The 24,052-nt window shown below is 71.2% G+C and carries 21 protein-coding genes; 10 read left to right on the top strand and 11 right to left on the bottom strand.

The genetic code is table 11. The features are described 5' to 3' along the window. Nucleotides 1-96 precede the first annotated feature (96 nt). The 4 genes from PPSIR1_RS01820 to PPSIR1_RS01805 all read left to right on the top strand — a co-directional run bounded on the left by PPSIR1_RS01820 (nucleotide 97) and on the right by PPSIR1_RS01805 (nucleotide 5,185). The gene (locus PPSIR1_RS01820; protein WP_006969261.1) at nucleotides 97-1,335 is read left to right on the top strand and encodes a fatty acid desaturase family protein; all 1,239 of its coding nucleotides are present in this window, start codon (nucleotides 97-99) and stop codon (nucleotides 1,333-1,335) included. Nucleotides 1,336-1,340: 5 nt separating this feature from the next. Then, nucleotides 1,341-2,255 (top strand): MerR family transcriptional regulator, encoded by a 915-nt coding sequence (locus tag PPSIR1_RS41560; protein WP_006969260.1) that lies wholly within the window; start codon nucleotides 1,341-1,343, stop codon nucleotides 2,253-2,255. 298 nt (nucleotides 2,256-2,553) lie between these two features. Then, nucleotides 2,554-4,704, top strand: coding sequence for an ABC transporter substrate-binding protein (locus tag PPSIR1_RS41555; protein ID WP_198154432.1), 2,151 nt, complete (start codon nucleotides 2,554-2,556; stop codon nucleotides 4,702-4,704). A gap of 253 nt (nucleotides 4,705-4,957) precedes the next feature. Beyond that, complete coding sequence (locus PPSIR1_RS01805; RefSeq protein ID WP_006969258.1) at nucleotides 4,958-5,185, top strand: hypothetical protein; 228 nt, start codon at nucleotides 4,958-4,960, stop codon at nucleotides 5,183-5,185. A gap of 222 nt (nucleotides 5,186-5,407) precedes the next feature. On the opposite strand, the gene PPSIR1_RS01800 is transcribed toward PPSIR1_RS01805, so the two are convergent. From PPSIR1_RS01800 to PPSIR1_RS01790, 3 genes are read right to left on the bottom strand one after another with little or no spacing between them, the layout of a single operon-like run. Beyond that, a complete protein-coding gene (locus tag PPSIR1_RS01800) occupies nucleotides 5,408-6,592 on the bottom strand; it encodes an ABC transporter permease (RefSeq protein ID WP_006969257.1) in 1,185 nt (394 codons plus the stop codon). Nucleotides 6,593-6,619: 27 nt separating this feature from the next. After that, nucleotides 6,620-7,357, bottom strand: a complete 738-nt coding sequence (locus PPSIR1_RS01795; protein ID WP_006969256.1) for an ABC transporter ATP-binding protein — start codon at nucleotides 7,355-7,357, stop codon at nucleotides 6,620-6,622. Further along, entirely contained in the window at nucleotides 7,354-8,772 is a 1,419-nt protein-coding gene (locus PPSIR1_RS01790) for an alpha/beta hydrolase (RefSeq protein WP_006969255.1), read from the bottom strand. Before PPSIR1_RS01790 ends, PPSIR1_RS01795 begins: the two co-directional genes overlap by 4 nt. Before the next feature lie 296 nt (nucleotides 8,773-9,068). Here PPSIR1_RS01790 and PPSIR1_RS01785 point away from each other — a divergent pair, with 296 nt between their 5' ends. Continuing rightward, nucleotides 9,069-9,680, top strand: a complete 612-nt coding sequence (locus tag PPSIR1_RS01785; protein WP_157595116.1) for a hypothetical protein — start codon at nucleotides 9,069-9,071, stop codon at nucleotides 9,678-9,680. Here the strand turns inward: PPSIR1_RS01785 and PPSIR1_RS01780 are convergent. Both PPSIR1_RS01780 and murJ read right to left on the bottom strand, forming a co-directional pair. Continuing rightward, a complete protein-coding gene (locus PPSIR1_RS01780; protein ID WP_006969253.1) occupies nucleotides 9,677-10,354 on the bottom strand; it encodes a glutathione S-transferase family protein in 678 nt (225 codons plus the stop codon). The genes PPSIR1_RS01785 and PPSIR1_RS01780 overlap by 4 nt on opposite strands. Before the next feature lie 59 nt (nucleotides 10,355-10,413). Further along, complete coding sequence (gene murJ / locus PPSIR1_RS01775; RefSeq protein WP_006969252.1) at nucleotides 10,414-12,096, bottom strand: murein biosynthesis integral membrane protein MurJ; 1,683 nt, start codon at nucleotides 12,094-12,096, stop codon at nucleotides 10,414-10,416. A gap of 336 nt (nucleotides 12,097-12,432) precedes the next feature. Here murJ and PPSIR1_RS01770 point away from each other — a divergent pair, with 336 nt between their 5' ends. After that, entirely contained in the window at nucleotides 12,433-13,047 is a 615-nt protein-coding gene (locus PPSIR1_RS01770) for a hypothetical protein (protein ID WP_006969251.1), read from the top strand. 9 nt (nucleotides 13,048-13,056) lie between these two features. Here the strand turns inward: PPSIR1_RS01770 and PPSIR1_RS01765 are convergent, their stop codons facing one another. The 3 genes from PPSIR1_RS01765 to truA form a co-directional block, all read right to left on the bottom strand. After that, complete coding sequence (locus tag PPSIR1_RS01765; RefSeq protein ID WP_157595115.1) at nucleotides 13,057-13,734, bottom strand: hypothetical protein; 678 nt, start codon at nucleotides 13,732-13,734, stop codon at nucleotides 13,057-13,059. A gap of 146 nt (nucleotides 13,735-13,880) precedes the next feature. Continuing rightward, nucleotides 13,881-16,793, bottom strand: a complete 2,913-nt coding sequence (locus tag PPSIR1_RS41550) for a serine/threonine-protein kinase (RefSeq protein ID WP_006969249.1) — start codon at nucleotides 16,791-16,793, stop codon at nucleotides 13,881-13,883. 104 nt (nucleotides 16,794-16,897) lie between these two features. Beyond that, nucleotides 16,898-17,755 (bottom strand): tRNA pseudouridine(38-40) synthase TruA, encoded by an 858-nt coding sequence (gene truA, locus PPSIR1_RS01755; RefSeq protein ID WP_006969248.1) that lies wholly within the window; start codon nucleotides 17,753-17,755, stop codon nucleotides 16,898-16,900. A 25-nt stretch (nucleotides 17,756-17,780) separates the two neighbouring features. Between truA and PPSIR1_RS01750 the strand changes: the two genes are divergently transcribed. Both PPSIR1_RS01750 and PPSIR1_RS01745 read left to right on the top strand, forming a co-directional pair. Further along, the gene (locus PPSIR1_RS01750; protein ID WP_006969247.1) at nucleotides 17,781-19,439 is read left to right on the top strand and encodes an NAD(P)/FAD-dependent oxidoreductase; all 1,659 of its coding nucleotides are present in this window, start codon (nucleotides 17,781-17,783) and stop codon (nucleotides 19,437-19,439) included. A gap of 24 nt (nucleotides 19,440-19,463) precedes the next feature. After that, nucleotides 19,464-20,042, top strand: a complete 579-nt coding sequence (locus PPSIR1_RS01745) for a hypothetical protein (RefSeq protein WP_006969246.1) — start codon at nucleotides 19,464-19,466, stop codon at nucleotides 20,040-20,042. Here PPSIR1_RS01745 and PPSIR1_RS01740 read toward each other — a convergent pair. Then, nucleotides 20,039-20,494, bottom strand: coding sequence for an NADAR family protein (locus PPSIR1_RS01740; RefSeq protein WP_006969245.1), 456 nt, complete (start codon nucleotides 20,492-20,494; stop codon nucleotides 20,039-20,041). The genes PPSIR1_RS01745 and PPSIR1_RS01740 overlap by 4 nt on opposite strands. A 159-nt stretch (nucleotides 20,495-20,653) precedes the next feature. Between PPSIR1_RS01740 and PPSIR1_RS01735 the strand changes: the two genes are divergently transcribed. Next, nucleotides 20,654-21,103 (top strand): hypothetical protein, encoded by a 450-nt coding sequence (locus PPSIR1_RS01735; protein WP_157595114.1) that lies wholly within the window; start codon nucleotides 20,654-20,656, stop codon nucleotides 21,101-21,103. Nucleotides 21,104-21,110: 7 nt separating this feature from the next. Here the strand turns inward: PPSIR1_RS01735 and PPSIR1_RS01730 are convergent, their stop codons facing one another. Further along, on the bottom strand, nucleotides 21,111-21,383 hold the full coding sequence (locus PPSIR1_RS01730) for a hypothetical protein (RefSeq protein WP_006969243.1): 273 nt from the start codon (nucleotides 21,381-21,383) through the stop codon (nucleotides 21,111-21,113). Nucleotides 21,384-21,592: 209 nt separating this feature from the next. On the opposite strand from PPSIR1_RS01730, the gene PPSIR1_RS01725 reads away from it, so the two are divergent. Continuing rightward, entirely contained in the window at nucleotides 21,593-22,198 is a 606-nt protein-coding gene (locus PPSIR1_RS01725; protein WP_006969242.1) for a TetR/AcrR family transcriptional regulator, read from the top strand. Nucleotides 22,199-22,406: 208 nt separating this feature from the next. Here PPSIR1_RS01725 and PPSIR1_RS01720 read toward each other — a convergent pair whose 3' ends face one another. Continuing rightward, complete coding sequence (locus PPSIR1_RS01720; RefSeq protein ID WP_006969241.1) at nucleotides 22,407-24,017, bottom strand: M23 family metallopeptidase; 1,611 nt, start codon at nucleotides 24,015-24,017, stop codon at nucleotides 22,407-22,409. Between the last annotated feature and the right edge of the window lie 35 nt (nucleotides 24,018-24,052).

Raw genomic sequence — 24,052 nt, 5'->3', positions numbered from 1 at the left:
GTGTGGTCCATGTCACGATTTTGGAGGCCGAGCTGTGACGGACCAGTGACCGAGTTCTAGTTGACAGCAAACACTGTCACGGTTACTGCTGGTTCAGTGAATCCTGAAGCGAGTCAAACGGGCCATGAGAGCTCTCAAACCGCGTTCAGTGCGCATTTTGCCCATGAGCCCGAGCAGGCCAAAGAGCCGGCTTGGAGCAACGACGCCGAGCGATACCGCTCCTTTGGTCAGGCCATCGAGGGCCTGCGGCGGGAGGCTCAGGCCAAAGTCGGCACCGAGGACCTCAACCGAATCAAGCGCTTCGACGCCTTCTCGCGGATGCTCGAGGCCGTCGGCCGCGGGCTGATCGCCGCCGGTCCCGGCGTGCTCGGCTTCGTCGTCGGCTCGCTGGCGCTGGCTGCCTACAAGCAGCTGCAGTTCATGGAGATCGGGCACACCGTGCTCCACGGCGCCTTCAACCGCGTGGAAGGGGCGGGCCGCTACCACAGCAAGCGCTTTCGCTGGCAGGTGCCCATCGACGAGCCGTCGTGGCTGCGCGGGCACAACGGCCGGCACCACGGGCTGACCAACGTCGCCGGCCACGACGCCGACATCCACTTCGGCCCGATCCGCCTGACCGAGGACACGCCCCACCGCGCACGCAACTACTTCCAGGTTCCGTTCATGTTCCTGGTCCTCTTCCCCCACTTCACCTCGCTGATGAACCTGCACTTCGCAGGGGTCAGCGACGCCGTGAGCGGCAACGGGCGCGGCGGCTTCGACTTCCTCGAGGACGACTCGAAGACCAGCAAGCGCGACGCCTACTGGCGAGCGATGCGGAAGTTCCTGCCTTACTACGCGCGCGAGTACCTGCTCGCGCCGGTGCTGTGCACCTTGGTGGGCGCGCTGCTGCTCGGGCCGGCGGCGATTCCCTTGCTGTTGCTGCGCTCGCTCCTGGGCACCTTCGTCTCGGAGCGCATCCGCGACGTGTACTCGGCGCTGACCATCATCTGTGGGCACGTCGGCGAGGAGACGGCGACCTTCCCCGAAGGCACGCGACCGGCGTGCAAGGGCGAGCGCTACGCCATGCAGGTCGAGGCCGCGAACAACTACGAGGTCAGCCACGTCCTGTCGCTGCTGTGCGGGGCGCTGGATCTTCAGATCGAGCATCACCTGTTCCCGACCTTGCCCACCAACCGGCTGCGCGAACTCGCGCCGCGTGTCCGCGCTGCCGCGGAGGCTCACGGGATTCGCTACCGCTCCGAGAGCTGGCCGCGAACGGCGTGGAAAGCCTTCGTCGAGGTTCACCGGCTGAGCCGGCCCTTGCCCGGAGAGCAGCATGGGGCTAGCCAATGAGTGGCATGGCCGAGGCCAAGACCAACGAGCGCAAGGCTCGACGGCAGCAACGGAGGACGCAGCGCCGCGTCGCCAAAACGCCTTCGGGCGCGGCCAAAGCCGTGGATACGGAGCCTTTGTCGGGTCGCGCCGGGGTGGCGTCTGCCAAGGCCGCCGCCGAGCCTGGCGCTGACGCGAGCGCGCCGAGCTACACCATCGACGAGCTGTCTGGGCTCAGCGGTGTGCCCAGCCGCACAATTCGTTTTTACCAGTCGAGCGGCGTGCTGCCGAAGCCCGAAAAGCGCGGACGCGTCGCCTATTACAGCCCGCACCACGTCGAGCGCCTCGAGCTCATCGGGCAGCTCCAAGATCGAGGGCTGCGCATGCGGGCCATCCGCGAGCTCGTCGAGAAGCTCGACGGGGGCGGCGTCGTGCTCGAGGAGTGGTTGGGCCTCGAGGACCAGATGTCCCGGGCCTGGATCGACGACGGGGCGCAGATCGTCTCGCGCGAGGACCTCCTGAAGCGCCTCGGGCCGCGCCGCGCCGGGGTCATCGCCGAGCTCGTGCGGGCCAAGTTCATCGAGCCCCAAGGCGAGGACTACCTCGTGAACAGTCCGGCGATGCTGACGATCGCTGCCACCTTGGAGCAGGCAGGGGTGCACGTCGACGTCACCGCCGGCGCCATGTCGATCCTGCGTCGTCACCTCGCGGCCGCGGCCTCCGAGGTCGCCGAGCACTTCGTCACCCACGCTGGCGAGGGCTTCGGTCGGCAAAACTCCGTTCAGGCGATCACGCGGGCGTTCATGGAGCTGCGCGAGGTCGGGCCAGAGACGGTCCGCCTGCTGTTCGCGCAGGAGATGGAGCAGGTGCTCCGGAGCATGCTCGAGTCTGGCGAAGCCACGCGCCGCGAAGCCAAGCGTCGACGTGGAAACAAGGGCTGAGGCCGTACGCAGTTCCTGAGTCGTGGACGTGGGGCAGGGAGGGCGTGGCGTCGTCCACGACGGCTAAAATAGTCAGAGGGTTGGCCAAACTCGTTTTGGCCGACCCTCTGAGTCAAAAGTCAGGGTCTGTCGCGCTCGCTAGGATCCGATTTGGTGTGAATCTCGCAGTGCAGAAGCTGCGGGCGCGCGCGTTCTTGGCTACCCTCGGCCCATGGCGGCCGAGGCCCCGCGCGAGTCGTCACGCTCGCGCTACTGCCCGCTCTGCGAGGCGGTGTACGAGTCCGGGGACACATGTCCCGTGGACGGGGCGACGCTCGTCATCGAAGCGCAGGCCGACCCGCTGCTCGGCTCGGTCATCGGCGATGCCTATCAGATCGAATCCTTCATTGGCTCCGGCGGAATGGGCCGGGTCTATCGTGGCACTCAGTTGTCCCTGGACCGCCCGGTAGCCATCAAGGTCATGCGGCTCGAACGGAGCGCGGATCCGGCCATGGTTCGCCGCTTCCTCCGAGAGGTCCGACTGTCGAGTCGCCTGGACCACCCCAACATCGTCCGCGTCATCGACGGCGGCAACACCCGAGAAGGGCGCTGCTACCTGATCATGGAGCTGCTCGAGGGGGTCACCCTCGGCGACTACGTGCCCGAGGGCGGCCTGCGCTGGGAGGAAGTGCGGGAGCTCTTTGGCCAGCTGTGCAGCGGCGTGCAGGCCTTCCACCGCGCGGGCTTGGTCCACCGTGACCTCAAGCCCAACAACGTGCTCCTGGTCGACGACGGCGACGGCGGTCGGCGGGTCAAGATCTTCGACTTTGGTCTGGCCCGCGACCTCGACCCCGACACCACGGGGCTGACCGCCGAGGGCGAGTTCCTGGGTACGCCGGGCTACGTCGCGCCGGAGCAGATGTCGAGCGGCGAGGTCACCCTGCAGACCGACGTCTACGCCCTCGGGGCGGTGCTCTACTTCATGCTGACCAAGCGCTCGGCCTTCCCGGGCAAGACCGGGCCGGCGGTGGTCATGAACCAGCTCGCGGGCAACTCGGCGGAGCTGAGGATCGGAGCCCAGGGCGTGCCCAGGGGCCTCGACGCCGTGATGGCCAGAGCCCTCGAGCTGGACATCGAGGATCGCTTCGACTCCGTCGAGGCCCTCATCGAGGCCCTGATCGGCGTCGACCAGGACATGCCCCGACGCGAGCGCAGCGGGCTCGGGCCGTGGCTGGACACGGGCAAGATCGCGGCGACGCGTGGGGGCGCGTCGAAGCAGCGGGCTCCGCTCTCGCGCCGGGCCGTGCTCATGGGCCTGGGCGGGCTCGGAGCGGCGATCGGGATGGGCGTGGGCGTGGCGATCCAGCTCCGCTCCAAGCCCATCCGGCTCGGCATGAGCGGCGCGCTCTCGGGGCCGGCGGGCGGGGTCGGGCGGGGCGTGGCCGAGGGCCTGGAGGTGCGCTTTGCCCAAGCCAACGAAGCGGGCGAGCTGGGTCGCGGTCGGCCCATCGAGCTCGAGGTCCTCGACGACGGCTACGAGAGCGAGCGCGCCCGGGCCAACGTCGAGCGCTTCGCCAAGGACAAGCTCGCCGTGGTCGGCTGCGTCGGCACGCGCACGACGGCCGCGAGCCTCGAGCTCGTCAACGCGGCCGGGCTCCCGATGATCGGCTCGCACTCGGGGGCTCGACATCTGCGCCACGACCCCCCGGACCGCTACGTGTTCAACTATCGCGCCGGCTACGGGCGCGAGGCCCAGGCCCTCGTCCAGCACTTTCGGCGGCGCGAGAAGATCCCGCCGACGGGCTTCGCCGTGCTGGCCCAGGACGACAGCTACGGCGAGTCGGGCCTCGACGGCATCCGCCGGGCCCTGGCCGCCGACGGCTTCCACGACTTCGACGCGATCCAGGTCGCGCGCTACCCCAGCAACACCATGGACGTGCACGCGGCCCTCGAGGCCGTGTCCGCGCGCTCCCAGGTGCAGGTCGTGCTCCTGGTCGCGGCCTACCGCGCGGCCGCCCAGTTCGTCGCGGATCTGTCGAGGCTCGACGACGCCCCGCGCTGCGCCGGGATCTCCCCCATCGCCGGGAAGCTGTTCGTCGACGAGCTGCGGGCCCTGGGCGGGAACCCCGAGGGCATGCTGATCACCCAGGTGGTGCCCCACCCCGAGTCCTCGGCGAACGGTGTCCTGCGCTACCGCGAGGCCCTGGCCGCCCACCGGCCTGGAGCCACGCCGAGCTTCGTCTCCCTCGAGGGCTACATCGTCGGGGACATGGTCGTCGAGGCCCTGCGCCGCAGCGGTCGCTCGGACGACCGCGAGGCCCTGGTCGAGGCCCTCGAGTCCTTCGATGCCGTCGACTTCGGCTTCGGCGCGCGGCTGAGCTTCTCCGCCTCGGACCACCAGGGCTCCGAGCGGGTCTGGGCCACGCGCATCGACGCCGCGGGACGGCTCTTGGACTTCGAGCTGTCTTGATTCGAACGCAGCTGGGTACAATCGAATCAGAGTGAAAGGGTAGACCTGCACTCCGAGCCCGGCCACGCGCGTGGGAACACCCGCTGCGCCCAGGTTTCGCGGGCGTGTCGATGCTCGAAGCCGCTCGACGCTATCGCTCCACTTTGCACGAGTAGATCGATTGCGATTGCGCAGGGACTGCGATACTCGTGAAGGCGCCGGAGGAGAGGGGTCGCGCAGGGCGGGCCGTCTTTGTCGAGCGAGGTGGAGGGCGATGACGCAGGCCAAGGAATCGGCGGACGAGAACCCCGAGGCCGCCCAGCTCCGTGACGAGCTGGGGCGAGGGGTCACCATGCGAGCGCGCGAGCGCGGCGGACTCGAGCCGCTGTCCAGGCGCCTCCCGCCCACGAGCCCGCCGCCCGAAGCCAAGCCCTGGTCGCGGGTGGTCCGGGGTCGACGCAAGCGTCAGATCGGCCTGATCTTGCCGCGCCGCACGAGCTGAAGTGCTGTTTTGCCCCCGCAGAGGTCTCGGGAACCGGGGGCGCTTCGTCGCTGTCCGCTCCTCCGCTTTGGTCGTGGGGCAATGGTGTTCGTGCCTTTGAGTGGGCATGCGGTTACCCCCGCAGGCGGGGGCATCATCTGGCGGGGGTGAAGATCGCTTCGAGCGAGGGGCGCCTCGCGGGGGTGCCCCGAGGCTGTCCGCTCGTACCTTGGGTTGGCCTCGTCAGCGCCCGAAGATCACGGCCTCGCGCCGGAACATCGCCGCGGTCACGCCGACGCACAGGGCGGCGACGACCAGCGAGGACACGACCGGGAGCACGAACTCGAGGGGGCTGACGGCCTGGCCGCCGAGGAGCTTCTCAACCAGGATCTGCTGGCCGACGCCCGGGGTCAGGAGGGCCTGGGGGCTGTCGCCGAGGCCGGACATCATGCCGATCATGGCCGGGGCCATGGGCACGAAGATCAGCAGCGAGATGTAGGTCTGGGCCTCCTTGAAGGAGCGCGCGAAGCTGGCGACGAGGACCTGGAGGGCGGCGGCCATCAGGGCCATGGGGAAGGCGGCGGCGATCACCCCGGCGAGCACGGCCGGGCGGGTGTCGAGGCTCAGGCCGAGCTCGCTGACCGAGGTGTGCTCGAGCACGAGCACGCAGCACAGCAGGGTCAGGACCACGCAGACCACGGCGAAGGCCACGGCGGCGAGCCACTTGCCGACGACGATGGCCGAGCGGGGCACGGGGTTGAGCAGCAGGGGCTCGAGGGAGCCGCGCTCGCGCTCGCCGGCGGTCGCGTCCACGGCCAGCTGCATGCCGCCGACGAAGGTCGCCATGAGCACGAACATGGGCACGAAGGCGAGGATGTTCAGGGCCAGCTCCTCGGCGCTGGCGAGCTCGACGTCCTGGATGGCGAGGGGCTTGGCGACGGCCGGGTCGACGCCGCGGGCGATCAGCCGGCCGCGGGCGAGCTTGGCCCCGTACCACTCGAGCAGCTGGCGGGCGTGGCTGGAGGCCGGGCGCTGATCGTTGCGCGAGCCGTCGACGATCATGTGCAGGGGCGCGGGCGTGGCCGTGGCGATGTGCTCGCCGAACTCCGGGGGGATCACGAGCACGAAGGGCAGCTCGCCCTCGCGCACGGCGGCCTTGGCCTGCTCGAGGTCTCCGGGGGCCTCGGTCACCGTCGCGCCGCTGGCCTCGAGGTAGGCGACGAGCTCCGGGGCGTGCTCGGCCCCGAGCACGGGGATGGGCACCTGCGCCGCCTCGCGCTGCTTGTCGGCGATCATCCCGAACAACAGGCCGAACAGGAGCGGGCTGAGCAAGGGGTAGAGCAGGGCCGAGAACAGGGCCCGGCGGTCGCGGAGGCCGTCGACGAGCTCCTTGCGCAGGACGATCCACATGGCGGTGAACCAGGACATGGGCCGGGACATGGTCGAGTGCAGAGGTCAGGCGGCGGGCGGGGAGGCCTTCGCCGCGGTCAGGGCCACGAAGGCGTCTTCGAGGTCGGCGCAGCCGCTTTGCTGGCGCAGCTCGTCGGGGGTCCCGCGGGCGACGACGCGGCCGCGGGCGACGAGCACGATGACGTCGCACAGGGCCGAGACCTCCTGCATGACGTGGCTGGAGAAGAGCACGCACTTGCCCTCGTCGCGCAGCTCGCGGATCAGCTTGCGCATGGCCCGGGTGCTCATGACGTCGAGGCCGTTGGTCGGCTCGTCGAGGATGACGTTGTTGGGGCCGTGGACGAGGGCGCGGGCCAGGGACACCTTCATGCGCTCGCCCTGGGAGAAGCCCTGGGTCCGGCGGTCGGCGATGCTGCGCATGTCGAGGCGCTCGAGCAGGGCCTCGACCCGGTCCTCGAGGGCCCCGCCGCGCAGACCCTGGAGCTGGCCGAAGTAGCGGACGTGCTCGCGCGCGGTCAGCCGCGGGTAGAGGCCGAGGGCGTCCGGGAGCACGCCGATGCTCGCCTGGACGCTGAGCGGGTCGCGGACGACGTCGAGATCGTCGACGCGCACGCTGCCGCTGTCGGGCAGCATCAGGCCGTAGAGCAGGCGCAAGAAGGTGGTCTTGCCCGCGCCGTTGGGCCCGAGCAGCCCGGTGATCTGCCCGTCGGCGGCGTCGAGGGAGACCCCGTCGACGGCGACGACGGAGCCAAAGCGCTTGTGCAGGTCGCGGGCGACGATCACGGCGCGGCGACCTCTCCGTGCTCGGGGCCTCCGCCAGGCTCGGGGCGCTCGCCAGCTTCGGGCTCGGGCGCCGGCTTTGCGCCGTGGCCCTTGGGCAGGGGGCGGTGGCCGGCGGCGCTGAGGAACAAGGGCGTGGGCTCGATGGCGTCGACGCAGCTGGTGTCGAGGCCGTCGGCGTCGAGGCTGTCGTAGAACTCCGCGATCAGCTCGGGCACACAGCCCGCGCGCCAGGTCCCGTGGTGGGCGCTCTCGACCACCACGCTCCGGGCCTGGGGCATGGACGCGGCGAGGCGCTCGGCGAGCTCGGGCGGGGTGATGGGATCGAGGCGGCCCGAGAGCAGCAGCGCCGGGGTGTCGGCGGGGACGGGGTCCCAGGTGTCGGGGGCGAGCTCGATGGCGGGCCAGCGGGCGCAGACCTCCCCGAGGTTCTGGAGGCCGACGCCGGTGAACAGCGGCGAGACCGTGCGCGAGGCCTCGATGGCCTCGGGCTTCAGGTGGGCGTAGCCCTCGGAGCAGGCCTGGGTGTAGTGCAGGCCCAGGCTGATGGTGTCGTCGTGGCTCGCCGCGCTCATGGCCATGGCCGCGAAGGGGCCAAAGTCGCCGGCGTGGGCCCGGTCGATCATCAGGGGGATCATGGCCGCCGAGTGGCCGCTGTAGAGGCCGGTCAGCAGGGTGCCCTCGAAGGCGCGGCGGCTGATCTCGACGCGCTCGACGGCGCCGGTGCGCGGGTGCTCGACCTCGCGCAGGACCCGAGGGTTGTCGAGGTCGGCGTAGACGGCCTGGAGCTTGCGCTCGAGCTGGGGGAAGGCGGCGTCGCAGTTGGGGTCCTGGCGGCAGCGCTCGAACACGGCCCGCAGGCTGCGGTCGGCGCTGGCGCTGACGCCCGCGTAGAGGTCCCCGTCGGTCGGGACCACGCCGTCGTAGACCGCGGAGCGGACCCGCTCGGGGAAGCGCTTGGTGTAGTGCTGGCCGGTCCAGGTGCCGTAGGAGATGCCCCAGAAGTTGATGGACTCGTAGCCCAGGGCCGCGCGCACGGCCTCGAGGTCCTCGACCTGGCGGGCCGTGGAGAACTGGGCGAGGTCGAGTTTGTAGCTGGCGATGCACTCGTCGATGTGTTTTTCGTCGAGCTCCTCGGCGAGCAGCATGGCCAGGTCGGTGGGGTCGCCGAGCTCGCAGTTGAGGGGGGCCGAGGCGCCCGTGCCCCGAAGGTCGACGAACACGAGGTCCCGGTTGCGCCGCATCGCGTCGAACTTGGGCGCGATGTAGGGGGCGATGGTCGCCGCGCCCTGGCCGGGGCCGCCGGCGAGGATGAACACCGGGTCCGGGGCGGGAGCGCGCGCGGTCGCAGGCGCGACGACGATCTTCAGGGCGATCGCCTGACCCTCGGGGTCACCGGGATCGAGGGGGACGTCCAAGCTGGCGCAACGCAGCTCAGCGAGCGCCGCGCCGCAGGCCTCGAGCTCCAGGCTCCCCCCAGGTACGGAATCTTCCGAAGAATTTTTATCGCCGCCCAGCCCACCGCACCCCCCTGGACCCAGGCCCAGGGCCGCGGCAACGACGGCCGTCAGCAACGATGCGCTGCGTCGCCCCGAGACCGGGCCACGGGTACGACGACCCTTGCCGAGGGGGGAGCGCATCGAAGCGCGAAGGTACCACGCCGGCAGCGTTCGGCTGACACCGCTGCGGCTTCCTGACATAATCAAAAAGACCCGTGTCTTGGCTTTTTAGTTTCTTCCTGGCCTGCTACGCGGCCGTGCGCCTGGTGCTGTGGTGCCGGGGTCAGCTGCGCTGGATGAGCGTCCGCCGCTCCCTGCCGGTGCCCCCGACGGACGTGGATCCGCCCAAGCACCTGTCGGCGGGGCTGTCGGAGCTCTTCCTCGAGACTCGGCATCTGCGCGCGGAGCTGGTGCGCGCCCGGGCGATGCTGACCGTGGTCGAGGTCGTCGACCCGGACGCGCCCCTGGGCCAGATCCGCGATCGACGCTACCGCCGGGCGCTGATGGAGAGCTGGAGCTTCGTCAACGCGTGGCTGCGCACCGTCGACGCCCTGGGCACGGGCGACGCGATGATCCTCGAGCGCAAGCACATCGGCCAGGACCGGGTCTCGGCCCTGCGCGAGAGCCTGCGCGACAAGTGGCGGGCCGCGGCCCAGTCTCGCGCGCTGGATCCCGTCGCGCTCGACGACCTGACCGCGGTCAAGGCCGCCCTCGAGCAGCTCGAGCGCGAGCTGGTGGTGATCGAGCGGGGCCTGGCGCGGGAGGGCGAGCACCCTTACCGCGAGCGCTACGTCGACGCCGAAGCCCTCGCGGCGATGGGCTGCTAGGCGCTGACCTGGCCGCCGACCCAGGAGCCGTCGCGCTTGGCGAGGTACTGGCGGTAGCGCTCGCGCAGGTCCGGAACGGCCGAGCGCTCGACGGCCTCGAGGGCCATGGTGGCGTCGCGCCAGGCGGTGACCTTGGGGAAGTCGGCGAACAGCGCCAGCTCCGGGACAATCTCCTCGGTCCAGGCCGCGCGCAGCAGCATGGGGATGGTCGCGGTGTCGACGAGGCTGAGGGACTCGCCGGTGAACAGCGGCCCGACCAGCTCGGACTCGAGCCGGGCGAACTTGTCGCGCAGCTTCGCGGCGTGCGCGAGCGCGTCCTCGCGGCTCTTGGCCGTGCCCATCATCCAGGCGTCATTGATGCCCGCGGACGCGAACTCGATCAGCGCCCGGTGCCTGGCCTTGAGCAGGGGGTCGGCGGGGAGCAGGGAGCCCTCGGTGATCTCGTCGAGGTACTCGTTGATGACCGCCGACTCGAACAGGACGATCTCGCGCTCCTCCTCCTCGACGACGAGCACCGGCACCTTGCCAAGGGGCGAGAGCTCGAGGAACCAGTCGGGCTTGTCGCTGAGATCGATGAACTCGATGTCGTAGGGCACGCCCTTGTGCTCCAGGGTGATCGTCGACCGCTGGACGAAGGGACAGATCGGGAAGGAGATGAGCTTGTACTTGGGCATGGCCGTCCGCCCTCGCGTTCGCAGGGGCGAGCCAGACGTTACCCGGGTTCGCCGGGCGTTCAGGAGCCCCGACGGCGCAGTCGACCCACCACCTTGGCGGGGAGGCTCCACAGGAGATCGGCCCCGGGGTAGCCGGCGGCTCGGAGCGCGCCGACGTAGCTGAAGAAGCCCAGGGGGATGACCAGGCCCAGGCCGAGGACGCGCAGGCCCCAGGCCAGCTTGCCGCCCACGGCCAGGGCGTCGAGGCCGGCGCTGACGCCCTGCCAGGCTCCAAACACGAGCGCGCCGAGGAGCAAGTTGGCGCCGAGCAGGGCGCCGAGCTGACGCGCGCTGGCGCCGGGGCCCGGGAGCTTGCCGACGACCCGGCCGAAGCTCAGGCGCAGCACGACGATGTTGACGGTCGCGCCCAGGGCCGTGCCGAGGGCGAGGCCGGGGGCGCCGAGCTGCCGGTAGGTCAGGGCGTTGAAGGTGATGTTGGTGACCACGGCGCAAAACGACGCCATCAGCGGGACGCGCGGGCGGTCGAGGCCGTAAAAGACCGGCGCGAGGATCTTGACCAGGCCGTAGGGCAGCAGGCCGAGGACGTAGGCGGCGAGCACCCAGGCCGTGGCCGTGGCCTCCTCGGGGGTGAACGAGAAGTAGAGCGAGCGGACCACGGGCTCGGCGAGGACCACGAGGCCCACGGTGCTCGCGGTCATCAGCATCCACACCGCGCTCACCCCCTCGCCCGCGCTGGCCGCGAGCGCCTCCATGTCCTGGCGCGCCGCGTCCTCGCTCACCCGCGTGGTCGTGACCGTGGCCAGGGCCACGCTGAACACGCCGATGGGCAGGTAGAAGATGCGAAAGGCGTAGCTGAGCTGGGCGATGGGCCCGTCGCCCAAGCCGGCGGCGAAGCGGGTGTTGACGATGATGTTGATCTGCACGGCCGCGAGCCCGATCACGGCCGGGGCCATGAGCCGGAGGATGCGGCGGATCCCGGGGTGCTTGCCCAGGCCGCGCAGGCGGGGCAGGGGTCGGTAGCCGATGCGCCACAGGGCCGGGAGCTGCACGCAAGCCTGGACCAAGCCCGCGCCCAGGGTGCCCGCGCTCCAGACCACGATGCCCAGCTCGTCCTTGGGGTCGAAGATCAGCAGCCCCGCGCCGGTCACGATGCTGGTGACGTTGAACATCGCCGGGGCCCAGGCCGGGGCCATGAAGTGCTTTTGGGCGTTGAGCATGCCCATCCACACCGCGCTGACGGAGATGATGGTCAGCAGCGGCATCATCAGGCGGGTCAGGGTGACCGCGAGCTCGAGCTTGGCCGCGGCCTGCTCGGGGCTGAGGTTGCCGCCCTCGAAGTCGGCCGCGATCAACCCGACGATGGGCTCGGCGAAGATGATCCCGAGGACGCTCAGGGTGCCCGTGGCCAGGAGCACCCCGGCGAGGGTCAGGTTGCCGAGGTGGTAGGCCGCCTCGCGGTCCAGGGTGACCTCGCCCTCGCCCAGCTTGGGGTTCTTGTTCAGCTCCTCGGGGTCCTTGCCCACGAGCGCGGCGAGGAAGGTCGGCACGAAGGCGCTCGACAGGGCCCCCTCGGCGAACAGGTCGCGCAGCAGGTTGGGGATGCGGTAGGCGACCTGGTAGGCGTCCGCGACCGCGCCCACGCCGAACAGGTGGGCGAAGAGGATCTCGCGCACCAGCCCGAGGACGCGGGAGGCCGCGACCGCGACGGAGACCTTGCCGGAGGTGCGTAGGGTGTCGGCCACTCGGAGCGAGTCTGCGTACGTTTGAGCCCAGGCCGAAACTTTCCGCAGATGGGCCGCCGATGGCCCGTCGATGGAGCCCCGCGAAAGCCGCGCCTCCCCAGGTGACGAGGTCGGACCACGCCGCGCGCTCCGCCGAAATGGGCGCACTTGAGCCTGGGTGTTGCCAAAGCCGTTACTGGCCAGTCACTGGGACTCGGCGCTGAAGCTGCGCGTGGTGCGGGGCAAAAGGGGGCAGAATCGGCCCCTCGCAGTCTGCGCAAAGCTAGATCCACTACACGATTTTCAGGGCTCCAGAATTGTGAACCGTCCAGATTCCCTGGCGCGACCTAAATTGTGATGACGCTGGAATTTTCCGTGATGGACTGCGGCGGTCGGCGAGCGCTGGTCATCACCCCGACGGAGCACACCCGCGTACATCGCTCGCGCCTCGAGCAGCTGCGCTCGAGCCCCTTCGACCCGCGGCCGGGCCCCATCGACCAGGAGATCCTCGACGTCGCCCGGAGCTGCGCGCCCGCGGTCCACTTCACGATCTTCCGCGGCTGCGACGACGCCGGCCAGGGTTCGTGGGGCCTCGCCGACGACGTGGTCGGGGACGACGCGATCGAGCTGTCTTACTACCTGCTGCGCGAGCAGATGGGCTGCTACCGCGGCCTGGTCCGCGCCGGGCTGCTGCTGCACCTGCACGTCGACTGGCCCGCCCGAGAGCTCGCGGCCCACCACCGCGCCGCCGAGCGCTACATGGCGGAGCTGCGCGCGGCCATCCGCGAGGGCGGGGGCCCGAAGCTGGCGGATCCAGGCTTGCTCGCGGACCTGTGGATCTTGCGCAACCTGACCCTCTACTTCAGCGTGCACTTCGACGCCCTGCGCGACGCCTTCTTGCCCGAGAGCCTGCCGCTGATGGAGCGGCGCATCGGTCGGGCGCGGCAGCTCATGGCCGCCGTGCCCGAGTAGGTCCCGCGACTACTTGTTGCCGCCCATCCAGATCGAGGTCCCGAGGCGGAACATGATCAGGTGCGCGTTGATGTCGGCGTCGGCGGTCGTCGTGTCGACGACGGACTGCTCCGACAACAGGCCGAAATTGTAGTTGAACATCAGGTCGATGCTGGCGTTCTTGGTCAGGAAGAAGTTGAGCCCCACGCCGGGCCCAAAGGTCGGCGCGAGGGTGCGCTGACGGGCCTCGACCATGGCGTCGGGGGGCGAGTTGGCGTGGCCGTAGAGGAAGCCGACGCTGGCCTCGAACACCAGCACGAGGGGCTTGGCGACCTGCATGTTGTAGTGGAAGTAGGGCTGGATCCAGGTCGCGAAGGTGCGGTCGAACTGGGCCTCGGTGCTCATGTCGCCGACCTCGCTGGTGAACCGGCCGCCGCCGAAGGCGAGGCTGAGGTTGCCGCCGACCTCGATGTTCGGGGTGATCGCGTAGCCGGCGGTCCACCCGAACATCGCCGTGCCGCCAGCGGTCGGTGCCCCCAGGCCGGTGAAGCCGAGGCCCCACTGGTGCACGCTGCTGCGGGTCTCCACGCCCGCGACCTCGTCGCTGCTGGTGAGGATCGTGTACGAGAACAGGCCGCCGTTGAGGCCAAGGCGGACGTCGCCCTTGTCGATCGAGCCCGAGGCGGAGCTCGCGTTCGAGGTGGACACGGAGGCGGAGCCTTCCGTGGTCGGTGGGGCGAGGGCGAGGAGGCAGGCGAGTCCGAGGCTGATCATGGTGGGGGCTCCGATCGATTCGCGCGATTGTCGCGCGAAGGATGGGCCGGGCGCCAGTGCTTCGGGACACCAGGTCGCGCTCAACCGGGTCCGCGGGGATCGAAGCGACCGATCGTGGCCTCCTCGAGCAGGCCGTAGGGTCCGAGCATGGCGTGGGGATCGAGGCGCTCGCGGAGGGCGAAGACCTCGGCCAGGGCGTCGGTGTCGTCCACGTCCGCGCGCAGCCGCAGCAACGCGTCGCCGATGGCGAGCATGTCGTTGGGGTTCCACCACCGGTCCTGGGCCTCGACGGACTCGACGCGGGCGAGGGCCTCGCGGGCGTCGTCGAAGCAGGTTCGGGCCTCCGCGTCGCGCTCGCGCACGAGCAGGGCGAAGCCGTGGTTGAGGGCGGAGTCGACCCAGGCGTAGGAGTAGCGCCCGCCCAGGCGCTCGTGGATGGCCGCGGACTCCTCGAGCAGGGCGACGGACTCGGGGTGGGACCAGCGGCACGACCACCCGCTCAGGCGCGCGGCGTGGGCCCAGCGGGCCGACTCGCGCTGGAACTCGGCCTCGCTGAGGCTCCGCAGGCGCTCGAGGGCGGCCCGGGACTCGTCGCAGCGGCCGAGCTCGCTCAGCGCGATGCCCTGGTAGGCGAGCATGCGCAGGTTGAGCCGGTCGGTCTCGCCGCGGACCTCGACGACCAGGGTCTGGGCGCGGCGGAAGGACTCGAGGGCGGCCTCGGTCTGGGCGAGCTCGGTGTGCGCGAGGCCGAGCTGGGCGTGGGCCTCGGCGACGGTCGGGTGGTGATCGCCGAGCTGCTCGGTCGCGACCTGGAGGCCGTGCTCGACCAGGGGCAGGGCGTCCTGGGCCTGCTGCCGGCCGATCAACAGCAGGCCCAGCTCGAGCTCGGCCTGGGCGTACTCGAGGGAGTCGCGGCCGTGCATGGCCTCGACGTCGGCGACCACGGCCCGGAAGCGGGGCTCGGCGGCGGCCCAGTTCCCGGCGAGGTTCTCGGTCCGCGCCCGGGTGTGGAGCAGCTCGAGGGCGAGGCCGCGGTCGTCGAGGGGCTCGGCGATGGCGTCGGCGATGTCGAGCCAGCGCGTGGCCTCGTCGAAGTCGGAGCGGCGCGCGGCCGAGAGCGCGACCAGGCTCATGGCGGTGATCTCGAGGTGCTCGGCCTGGCCCCGGCGCGCGGCGATCAGGGCCTTGGTCGCGTCCTCGCCCAGGGCCTCGACGGCGGCCTCGTCGCGACCGTTGGGCAGCCACAGCTCGCGGGCGCGGGCGAGGGCGACCTCGGCCACGAAGGGCTCGTAGCCGAGCACCCGGGCCTCGGCCTCGACGGCGGTGAACAGGGGCTTGGCGGCCTCGAGGCGATCGAGGCGGGCGAGCTGGGTGGCGCGGTCGAGGAGGGCGCGGGCCCGGTGCAGGCGCAGGCGCTGGTGGGGCGCTCGGGGCTCGGACAGGGCCGCGCGCAGCTGCCTGAGGTCGCCGCAGTCGGCCACGTTGGGCAGGCCGCCCACGGCCGCGCCTGCGTGCTCGACGACCTCGGCGTCGGCCTCGGCGAGGGCGTCGACGAGGCTCGAGAAGCTGCTCAGCTGGCGGTCGAGGCAGGCCACGCGCCGCTCAAAGAGCTGGGCCGACTGCTCGCCGCGAAGGTAGTGGGCCGCGCACGCGTCGTCGTGCATGGCGGTCCAGTCCCGGGCCCAGGCGTCGAGGGGCGCGCGGATCTTGTCGGCGCTGCGGCTGGCGAAGCTGAGCTGGGTGGTGGCGAAGGCCTGGTCGATGGCTCGGGCGCGGCGCGGGTTCCAGACCTCGGCGACGGCCCTGGAGTCAGACCGACAGCTGCGCGCGGGATCGGGGCGATCGAGGGCGACGCTGGCGAGGGCGCCGAGGCCAAACACGACCGCCGCGGAGGCGGCGAGCAGCCGACGCCGCCGCCGGAGCCGGCGGGGCGCGGTCCGAGCTCGGGCGATGGCGTCGAGCAGCGCGCCCATGTCCTCGAAGCGGTCTTCGGGCTCCCCCGCCAGGCCGCGGCGCAGGGCGTGGACGAGGCCCTCGGGCAGCGCCTTGGCGCCGTCGAGGACGGCCGGGCGCGGGCTGAAGGGGCGCAGCTCGCCGTCGAGGGCGGCGTAGACCAGGGCCATGGGCGAGCTCGCCGAGAAGGGCCGCGCGCCGGTGATCGCCTCCCACAGCGCGACGCAGAAGCTGAACTGATCGCTGCGCGGATCGAGGCCGCCGCCTTGGAACTGCTCGGGGGCCATGTAGGCCGGCGTGCCCAGGAGCGCGCCCGTTCGGGTCAAGACGCTGCCGGACGACACGCTGCTGGTGAAGCTGAGGGCGCCGTCGGAGCTCGAGCTCGGGCGATCGCTCAGCTCGGCCGCGGCCTGCTCGGGGCGCACGGGCTGCTCGCCATCGGCCCGCGCCAGGCCAAAATCGAGCACGCACACCCGCCCGCTCTTGCACAGCATCACGTTGTCGGGCTTGAAGTCGCGGTGCACGAGGCCGGCGGCGTGGGCCGCCGCGAGGCCGCGGCCGGCCTCGAGAAAGACGTCGAGGATCGCCGTCCACGGCCGGGCTGCCTCGTCCAGCCACGCGCGCAGGGTCTGGCCGTCGATGAACTCCATGGCCACGAACACCCGGCCTTTGACGGCGCCCACGTCGTGGATGGTGACGACGTTGGGGTGGTGGATGCGGGCGAGGGCCTGGGCCTCGCGCATCAGCCTCGCGGAGTTGGTGTCGAGGCTGGGGCTGGGCCCCGAGGCGAGCTCGGTGTCGCCGGGGCGAGGCGGGCGGAGCGGGGCGGGCGCGGCGTGGAGGATCTTGACGGCGAGCTTGCGGTCGAGCTGGGGGTCCCAGGCCGAGTAGACGACGCCCATGCCCCCCGCGCCGAGGCGCTCGAGCACGAGGTAGCGCCCGAGCTCTGCCCCGCGCTCGAGGGCGCCCTCGCGGCCTCGGGACGCGCGCGCCTCGACGGCGCCCTGGGTGGGCGCGACCTGATCAATCTCTACCGACATGGGTGCCCTCGGTGTACGGCCTGAGCTCGAGGGGGGCTACAGGTTCGCGGAAAATCTCGGTTGTGATCGGTTGTGGTCGCCCGTGCCCACGCTCGCGGCCTGTGTCAGACATCCCCGTCGCGCCCCCCGCTCGGCGGCCACGGCTCTGGCCACAGCACCTCGACCAAGGTGAGTCCGCAGGCGGGGGCGGTGACCCCCGCGCGTGTCCGGTCGCCCGAGGCGAGGACCTCGTCGATGCGCTCGGCACCGAACTGACCGCGGCCGACGCCCACGAGGGTCCCGACCATGATCCGGACCATGTTCTTGAGGAAGGCGTCGCCGCGCACGTCGATGGTGACCCGGGCGGGCGCCGCGGGGCCCTCGATGCGCCCGCGCTGGCCGGCGAGGGGGTCGAGCTCGGCGAGGGTCTCGACGTTCACGATCACGCTGCGGACCCGGCGGGTGGTCGACTTGGCCTGGCAGTCGCTCGCTCGAAAGCCGGCGAAGTCGTGGGTGCCGGCGAAGCGGGGCGCGGCGGCCTGCATGGCGGCGACGTCGATGGGTCGGGGCAGGTGCCACTCGTAGCGGGCGGACAGCGGGTCGCGGAGCGAGACCGGCCGCAGCCTGTAGCGGTAGAGCTTGCCGCGGGTGTGAAAGCGGGGGTTGAGGGGCTCGCCCTCGACGTCCTCGGCCAGCCACGCCGCGCTCGCGATGATGTCGGCGGGCAAGTTCGCGGCGAGGCCGAGGAGCAGCCCGCGCGCGGGGATCGCGAAGGGCGGATCGAAGGCGACGAGCTGACCGCGCGCGTGGACCCCGGCGTCGGTCCGGCTGGCCCCGCGCGTGCGGATGGGCTGCTTGTAGAGCGTGCTCAGGGCCTGCTCGAGGCAGCCCTGGATCGTGCGCAGGGGCTGTCCGCCGTTGTCCTGGCGCGCGAAGCCGTGGAAGTCCGTGCCGTCGTAGGCGACCCGCAAGAGCATGGCCATCGCGGACATCTTATGCTCCAGCCCCATGGCCAGGCGAGGCGGCGGAAAGACCCGGGGAGGCGGGCGCAAGGGCGGACGCAAGTCCAGGGCCAAGGCCGCGCTGTCCCTCGCGCCGGGGCAGACCCAGACCCTGAGCCTCGAGCTGCACCCCGACGCCCTCGTCGAGGTCGCGCGCATGGAAGAGGCGATCGCCGAGGCGACGGGCTGGAGCCTGACCTCGGCCTTTGGCTGGCGCCTGCGTCGGCGCTCGATCGACGCGCGCAAGGGCCGGGTCAAGGTGCGCGCCGAGGTCGAGGTCTGGCAGGGCAGCCAGGCCCCCGCCGCGGACGCGCGGCTCACCCCCGCGGCCTTCCCCGCCATGCCGGGCCCGCCGGAGGTGGCGATCGTCGGGGCCGGCCCGGCGGGCATGTTCTGCGCGTGGCAGCTCGCCCGCCGGGGGGTCCGCGCGGTCGTGCTCGAGCGCGGCAAGGCGATCCGCGAGCGCCGGCGGGATCTGGCGGCGCTCAGCCAGCGCGGCGAGCTCAACCCCGAGTCCAACTACTGCTTTGGCGAGGGCGGGGCCGGGACCTTCAGCGACGGCAAGCTGTATACGCGCTCGGACAAGCGCGGCTCGGTGCGCGAGGTGCTCGAGGCCCTCGTCGGCTACGGGGCCCCGCCGGCGATCCTCGTCGACGCGCGCCCGCACATCGGCACCAACAAGCTGCCGCGGGTGATCACGGCGATGCGCGAGCACCTGCGCGACGCCGGGGTCGAGATCGAGTTCGACGCGCGGGTCGACGGCCTGCTCGTCGAGGGCGGCGCGCTCCGAGGCGTGCGCCTGGCGGACGGGCGGGTCGTCCGCGTGCCCCGGGTCGTCGTCGCCCCCGGCCACTCGGCCCAGGACGTGCTCCGCTGGTTGGCCCGCGACGGCGTCGCGGTCGAGGCCAAGTCCTTTGCGATCGGCGTGCGCATCGAGCATCGCCAGGGCTTCATCGACGGCGTGCAGTACGGCCCCCTCGCGGGTCACCCGGCCCTGGGCGCGGCGAGCTATCGCCTGGTCGAGCAGGTCGCCAGCGGCAGCGCGTGGTCCTTTTGCATGTGCCCCGGGGGCTACATCGTGTGCGCCGCGGCCCAGCCCGGGCGCCAGGTGGTCAATGGCATGAGCCCCTCGCAACGCCGGGGGCGCTACGCCAACAGCGGCTTCGTCGCGCCCGTGGGCGCCGAGCAGCTCGCCGCGGTCGGCCTCGACCCGAGCGACCCCTTCGCGGGCCTGGCCTACCAAGATCGCGTCGAGTCCCGGGCCTTCGAGGTCGGCGGTGGAGCCTACGTCGCCCCGGCCCAGACCCTCGCGGACCTCGTTGCCGACCGCGTCAGCGAGAGCCTGCCGCCGACGAGCTACCACCGCGGCGTCGTGCCCTGCCGCCTCGACGCGGTCCTCGGCGAGCTCGCGCAGCCCTTGAGGGAAGCCCTCGTCCGTCTCGACGCCAAGATGCCTGGCTTTGCCAGCGCAGACGCCATCGCCGTCGGGGTCGAGAGCCGGACCAGCTGCCCGGTGCGGGTGCTCCGAGACGCGCAGACGCTCATGTCCCCGAGCCTGGCGGGGGTGTTCCCGTGCGGGGAGGGGGCAGGCTACGCGGGCGGGATCGTCAGCGCGGCCCTCGACGGCATGGCCGTCGCCGACGCCCTGGTCCGCGATCGTGGCTAGCCAGCAGGCGTTACACTCGGAGACATGACGCTCCCCCGCCTCCTTGGACTCGGCCTCGCCCTCGCGCTGCTGAGCGCTTGCCCCGGGGCTGGTGACGAGGGCGGGGGCGAGACGAACAGCGAGACGAACAGCGACGAGAGCGGGAACGCCTCTTGCCTCGGCGAGCCCCTGTGCGTCGCCCAGTGCGACGACGACCTCCCCGAGCTGGCTTGCTCGGCCCCCGAGCCCTGCGAAGCCCTCGACCTGCTCGGCTGCGAGGGCGGCGGCGGCTTCGGCCTCACCGAGGAAAACGCCGAGATCCTCCAGTGCATGGTCGACGCCCTCATCGCCCAGGAGCCGGCGCAGCTGCGCATGTCGCACGCGAACTACACCGACTACGAGCGCATGAAGCTGGTGATCTTCGAGGACGGGACCGTCGTCGAGCACGAGGACGTGAACTTCAACGTCACCCGCACCCGCTACCGCGTGGGGCCGCTGCGCCCGGCGACCTACTTCGAAGACTGCGACGCGCTCACCGACACCTGCGACAAGCTCTCGTGCATTCGCGACTGGATCGACGAGGACGCCTGCGAGCTCGCTCCCGCCCTGCCAAATGGCTGCTAAGCCCGGAGCTCGTCGCGCAGCCGCATGAGCAGGCGCCCGAGCTTGTTCTTGCCCGAGCCGTCGCCCCCGTCGGCCCAGTAGCGGTCGTTGACGGTGTGCTCGACGAGCTCGCGCTCTCCGGTGCTCAGCAACAGCGCGCGCAGGTCCGCGTGCTGCTCGAACTTCGCGCGCAAGGCCTTCATCATCACCTGGTCCTTGACGGACTCCCAGTCGCGCCGCAGCGGTCGCTTGCGGTCCCGACCCATGCGCGCCGCGACCATCGGGGAGCGGACGGTGCGGATCGCCTCCACGTGCTTGGAGGCGTCCTTGGCCCGGGCGAATTTTTGGGCCTGGAAGTAGTGCTCCGAGGTCGGCCAGCGCTTGCCGTCGACGCGGATCGGGTAGGCCGCGAAGTTGGAGAACTCGCCGAATTCATCGCCGACGCGATAAAAGAGCAGGGGCTCATCGTCCATGAGCGCAGATGTGTATCAGGTACACCAAGAAGTCCAGCGCCCGCGAGCAAAAAAATGTGGGCGCGTTCGCCCGTTGGCCGCAGCGTCGCCTCGAGCCCGGCGAACGCGGTTGGGCGAAGGCGCGTGAACCATCGCCGGGGAACTGGGACAATCCAGGTGATGCAGCGCAGGCGTACCCCCCGAGTCCTCGCAGGCCTGCTCGCGGCCACGGTGTTGGTCGCGTGCACCCTGAGCTACACCGTCGAGTATCAGGTCAGCGTCGCCGAAGACGTGGACCTGAGCGGCGAGCCGACCCTGGTCCTGGCCATGCTCGACGAAGACGAGTCGGGCTCCCAGGCCGAGCGCAGCGACACGGAGCGGCTGACCGACGCCTACTCCATCGACACCCTGGCCTCGAGCGCGGACGTCCGCGACTACGTGCGCCGGACCGAGGCCCTCGGCAGCGCCTCGACCGAGTTCTTCCTCTACGCCTTCTTGGACCTCGACGGCGACGGCGCGTGGCAGCCCGGGGAGCCCTGGGGCGTCGATCCGAACAACCCGGTGACGATCGTCGAGGACGGCTACGAGAGCGCGATCACCATCGAGAACGACGCCGAGGCCAACCCTTGAGGCCTCGCTAGACGGAGATTCGCCGGGGCAGGGTGGCCGGAGGCTCCTGCGCGGCGTGGGTGTCGAGCACGCTGTCGGCGGTGTCGACGATCGAGCGTAGAGCCTGCGCCGCGTTGCTGCGGCGGAGCCGTCGACCCCAGCCGGGCGCTGCCGGTGGTTCGACGTGGACGGGGGCGTCCACGAGCACGGGCGATAGGGCGAGCACCACGGCGGGCGGCTCGGGAGCGGGCTCGCCAGGGGTCAAGGTGGCGAGCAGAGCGAGGGCCTGGAGCACGGGCACGCACGGGTGGAGTCGCGGAGCCTCGTCGGGATCACGAGCGCGTTTTCGAGCTTTTAGCGAGAGCGGTTAGCGTGAGTCGCGCTCGTTCTTGTGGGCCAGTTTGTGGGGCCTAGCGCCCAATCGACACTGCTGACTTTTCGTCAACAAAGTTATTGACGCGCGGTCAACACATGATATTGACTAGTCGTCAACAAGGAGAGACGCTCGTCATGTTCCCCATGCCCTCAAACGGCCGCCGCCTCGACCCCAAGACTCGCAAAGAGCAGCTGCTCGCCTTCGGCCGCCAGCACTTCGCAAAGAACGGCTTCGACTCCTGCTCCATGGACGAGCTGGCCAAGCAGGCCGGGGTGTCCAAGGCGCTGCTCTACCACTACTTCGGCGGGCGCCGGGGCTTCTTCCTGGCCTCGGCCCGGAGCATCATCAGCGGCCTGGAGCACGCCGTCGCGGAGATCGGCGACGCCAACGACATCGGCGCGATCATGGGCGGGCTGGTGTTCTACTGCCAGATGAACCCGAGCGTCTACGAGGTCACGGGCGGGCGCATGGGCCCCATCCCCGAGCTCGCCGACCAGGTCAAGCGCCTGCAAGTCGACGTGGTCAACCGCTGCCTGGGCTGCCTCGACATGGGCGAGCTCGAGGCCCAGCCGCCCATGGCCCAGGCGCTGCTGTGGGGCTGGGTCGCGCTCGTGAACCGAGCCATCGAGGAGTCGATCCGCTTGCCGGACATCGAGCTCATCGAGTTCGCCGCGACCCTCGAGCGCAACTTCATCAACCTCGCCGAGCAGATCCGCACGCTCGAGACCGCGGTCAACTGAGGCTGCTCTGCCCCCACAGGGAGCACGGGACCGGGGGCGCTTCGTCGCTATCCGCTCCTCCGCTTTGGCTTGGTGGGGAATGGGGTTCGTGCCTTGGAGAGGGCATGTGGTCGCCCCCGCGGGCGGGGGCGTGGATTCCAATTCCAATGCCACGACGAAAAAGGGCGCCCCGTCATGGGAGCGCCCTTTTTCGTTGGTGGAGCGGAGGCTACTCGCCAGCCTTGCGCATCGCTCGACGCCAGCTCTGGATGTCCTCGGTGAACTGCTCGAGCTGCTCGGCGGGGACCGGATCGCCCGCGCGGGGGGCCCGGGCCGAGCCGCGCTCGCCGAGGGCCAGGGGGTCGAGGCGCTCGCCGGTGTGGTCGAGGAGCTCGAGGCGCAGGCGGGGCACGGGGGTCTTCCCGGTCTGCCCGACGAGCGCGATGATCTGGCCTTGCTCGACGCGGTCGCCGGGGGCGAGCTCGCCGATGGTGCGGTCGAGGTTGGCGTAGCGGACGCGGATGGGTCGGCTGGGCTCGCCGGACTCGTCCTTGGTGGCCAGGGCGTCGAGCTCGAACTCGATCACCAGGCCGTCGTCGCCCTCTCGGCCCACGCGGCGGACCAGGCCGTCGCCGACGGCGATCACCGGGGTGCCCAGGGCGCGGCGGTAGGCGGCGCCCATGCGCCCGTCGACGAACTCGATGGCTGGGGCGAGGGCGGCCCGGCCCTCGGCGTCGAAGGGGTGCCAGGCGAAGGGGGTCCGCAGCAGGGCGCGGGCCATGGGCTCGCCGTGGCCGTCGAACAGGGCCTCGTCGGCGCCCACGGGCTTGTAGCGGTAAAAGGCCATGCGCCCGGCGTTGCCGATGTAGCGGACCGCGAGCAGCTTGCCGTAGCGGTGGAAGTGGCGGCCGAGGTAGCGCTTTTCGATCAGCACCTGGATGCGATCGCCGGGGCGCACGTCGGCGGTGAAGTCGATGTCTTGGGCCAGAGTCGCGGCGATCACCCGGGCCAGGTCGGGGCTCTGGTTCGCGTCGGCCACGGCCTCGAGCAGGTCCGCGTCCTTGCCCAGCTCGAGGGCGATCACGGCCACGTCGACGCGCAGGGGGTGCTGGATGTTGCGGACCTCGAAGTGGTCGCCGGCGCGGCAGCCCTGGACCAGGTGGCCCTCGGCGACCTCGATCTCGACGGCCTGGACCCCGCCGGTGCGGTCGCCCGCGACGCGCAGGGGCGCGCCGCTGCCGGTCAGCAGGCCGAGATCCATGGTCTTGCGGACCTCGGCCTCGAGGGCGTCGACCTCGGCCACGTCGACGCCGAGCTCGAGCAGGCCCAGGCGCAGGGTCTTGCTGCGGTTGAGGCGGGTGTCGAGGCGCAGGCGGTCGTCGAGGCCGGCGAAGACGTCGACGGGATCGCCCCCGCAGGCGTCGGCCATGGGGTCGGCGAAGCCGCTGCGCTGCTTGCCGCCGATGACCGCGGCCTTGGCCTCGAAGGCGTCGAGGCCTCCCTCGTCCCGCCACAGGAAGATCCAGCCGTTGACGAAGGCGAGGATGAGCAGCAGCAGGATGGTCCGGTTGCGGGCCTTGAACTCGGCGACGTCGCGGGGACCGCGGGGCTTGGCGGGGCTGGCCTGCTCGCGCTCGTTGGGGTCGACGCGGCGGTTGCCCTTGGACTTGGCCTTGGACTTGGCCTTGGACTTGGCGCGCGCGCTGGAGCTCCGGGATCCGCGCTCGCGGGAGCGCCGGTCGGCGCCCTCGTTCGAGCTGCGGCCTCGCCGGTTACGGCTGCCGCTGCTGCTCGCCGTGGTCCGCCGGTTGGCGCCGGTGCTGTGACGCTTCTTTCCCACCTCGTTCGCCGCTAGCAGATCGGCGCCGCGGTCCG

This window comes from Plesiocystis pacifica SIR-1, from assembly GCF_000170895.1.
In the GTDB taxonomy this organism is placed as follows: Bacteria; Myxococcota_A; Polyangia; order Nannocystales; family Nannocystaceae; genus Plesiocystis; species Plesiocystis pacifica.
This window is presented reverse-complemented; position numbering and strand designations above follow the sequence as displayed.

What these genes read in the sequence shown, in the direction of transcription:
- PPSIR1_RS01750 (WP_006969247.1), top strand. Translation starts at nt 17,781, where the DNA reads ATGGCCAGGCGAGGCGGCGGAAAGACCCGGGGAGGCGGGCGCAAGGGC.
- PPSIR1_RS41550 (WP_006969249.1), bottom strand. Translation starts at nt 16,793, where the DNA reads ATGTCGGTAGAGATTGATCAGGTCGCGCCCACCCAGGGCGCCGTCGAG.
- PPSIR1_RS01735 (WP_157595114.1), top strand. Translation starts at nt 20,654, where the DNA reads ATGCAGCGCAGGCGTACCCCCCGAGTCCTCGCAGGCCTGCTCGCGGCC.
- PPSIR1_RS41560 (WP_006969260.1), top strand. Translation starts at nt 1,341, where the DNA reads ATGGCCGAGGCCAAGACCAACGAGCGCAAGGCTCGACGGCAGCAACGG.
- PPSIR1_RS01725 (WP_006969242.1), top strand. Translation starts at nt 21,593, where the DNA reads ATGTTCCCCATGCCCTCAAACGGCCGCCGCCTCGACCCCAAGACTCGC.
- PPSIR1_RS01770 (WP_006969251.1), top strand. Translation starts at nt 12,433, where the DNA reads ATGACGCTGGAATTTTCCGTGATGGACTGCGGCGGTCGGCGAGCGCTG.
- PPSIR1_RS01805 (WP_006969258.1), top strand. Translation starts at nt 4,958, where the DNA reads ATGACGCAGGCCAAGGAATCGGCGGACGAGAACCCCGAGGCCGCCCAG.
- PPSIR1_RS01780 (WP_006969253.1), bottom strand. Translation starts at nt 10,354, where the DNA reads ATGCCCAAGTACAAGCTCATCTCCTTCCCGATCTGTCCCTTCGTCCAG.
- truA (WP_006969248.1), bottom strand. Translation starts at nt 17,755, where the DNA reads ATGGCCATGCTCTTGCGGGTCGCCTACGACGGCACGGACTTCCACGGC.
- PPSIR1_RS01800 (WP_006969257.1), bottom strand. Translation starts at nt 6,592, where the DNA reads ATGTCCTGGTTCACCGCCATGTGGATCGTCCTGCGCAAGGAGCTCGTC.
- PPSIR1_RS01740 (WP_006969245.1), bottom strand. Translation starts at nt 20,494, where the DNA reads ATGGACGATGAGCCCCTGCTCTTTTATCGCGTCGGCGATGAATTCGGC.
- PPSIR1_RS01745 (WP_006969246.1), top strand. Translation starts at nt 19,464, where the DNA reads ATGACGCTCCCCCGCCTCCTTGGACTCGGCCTCGCCCTCGCGCTGCTG.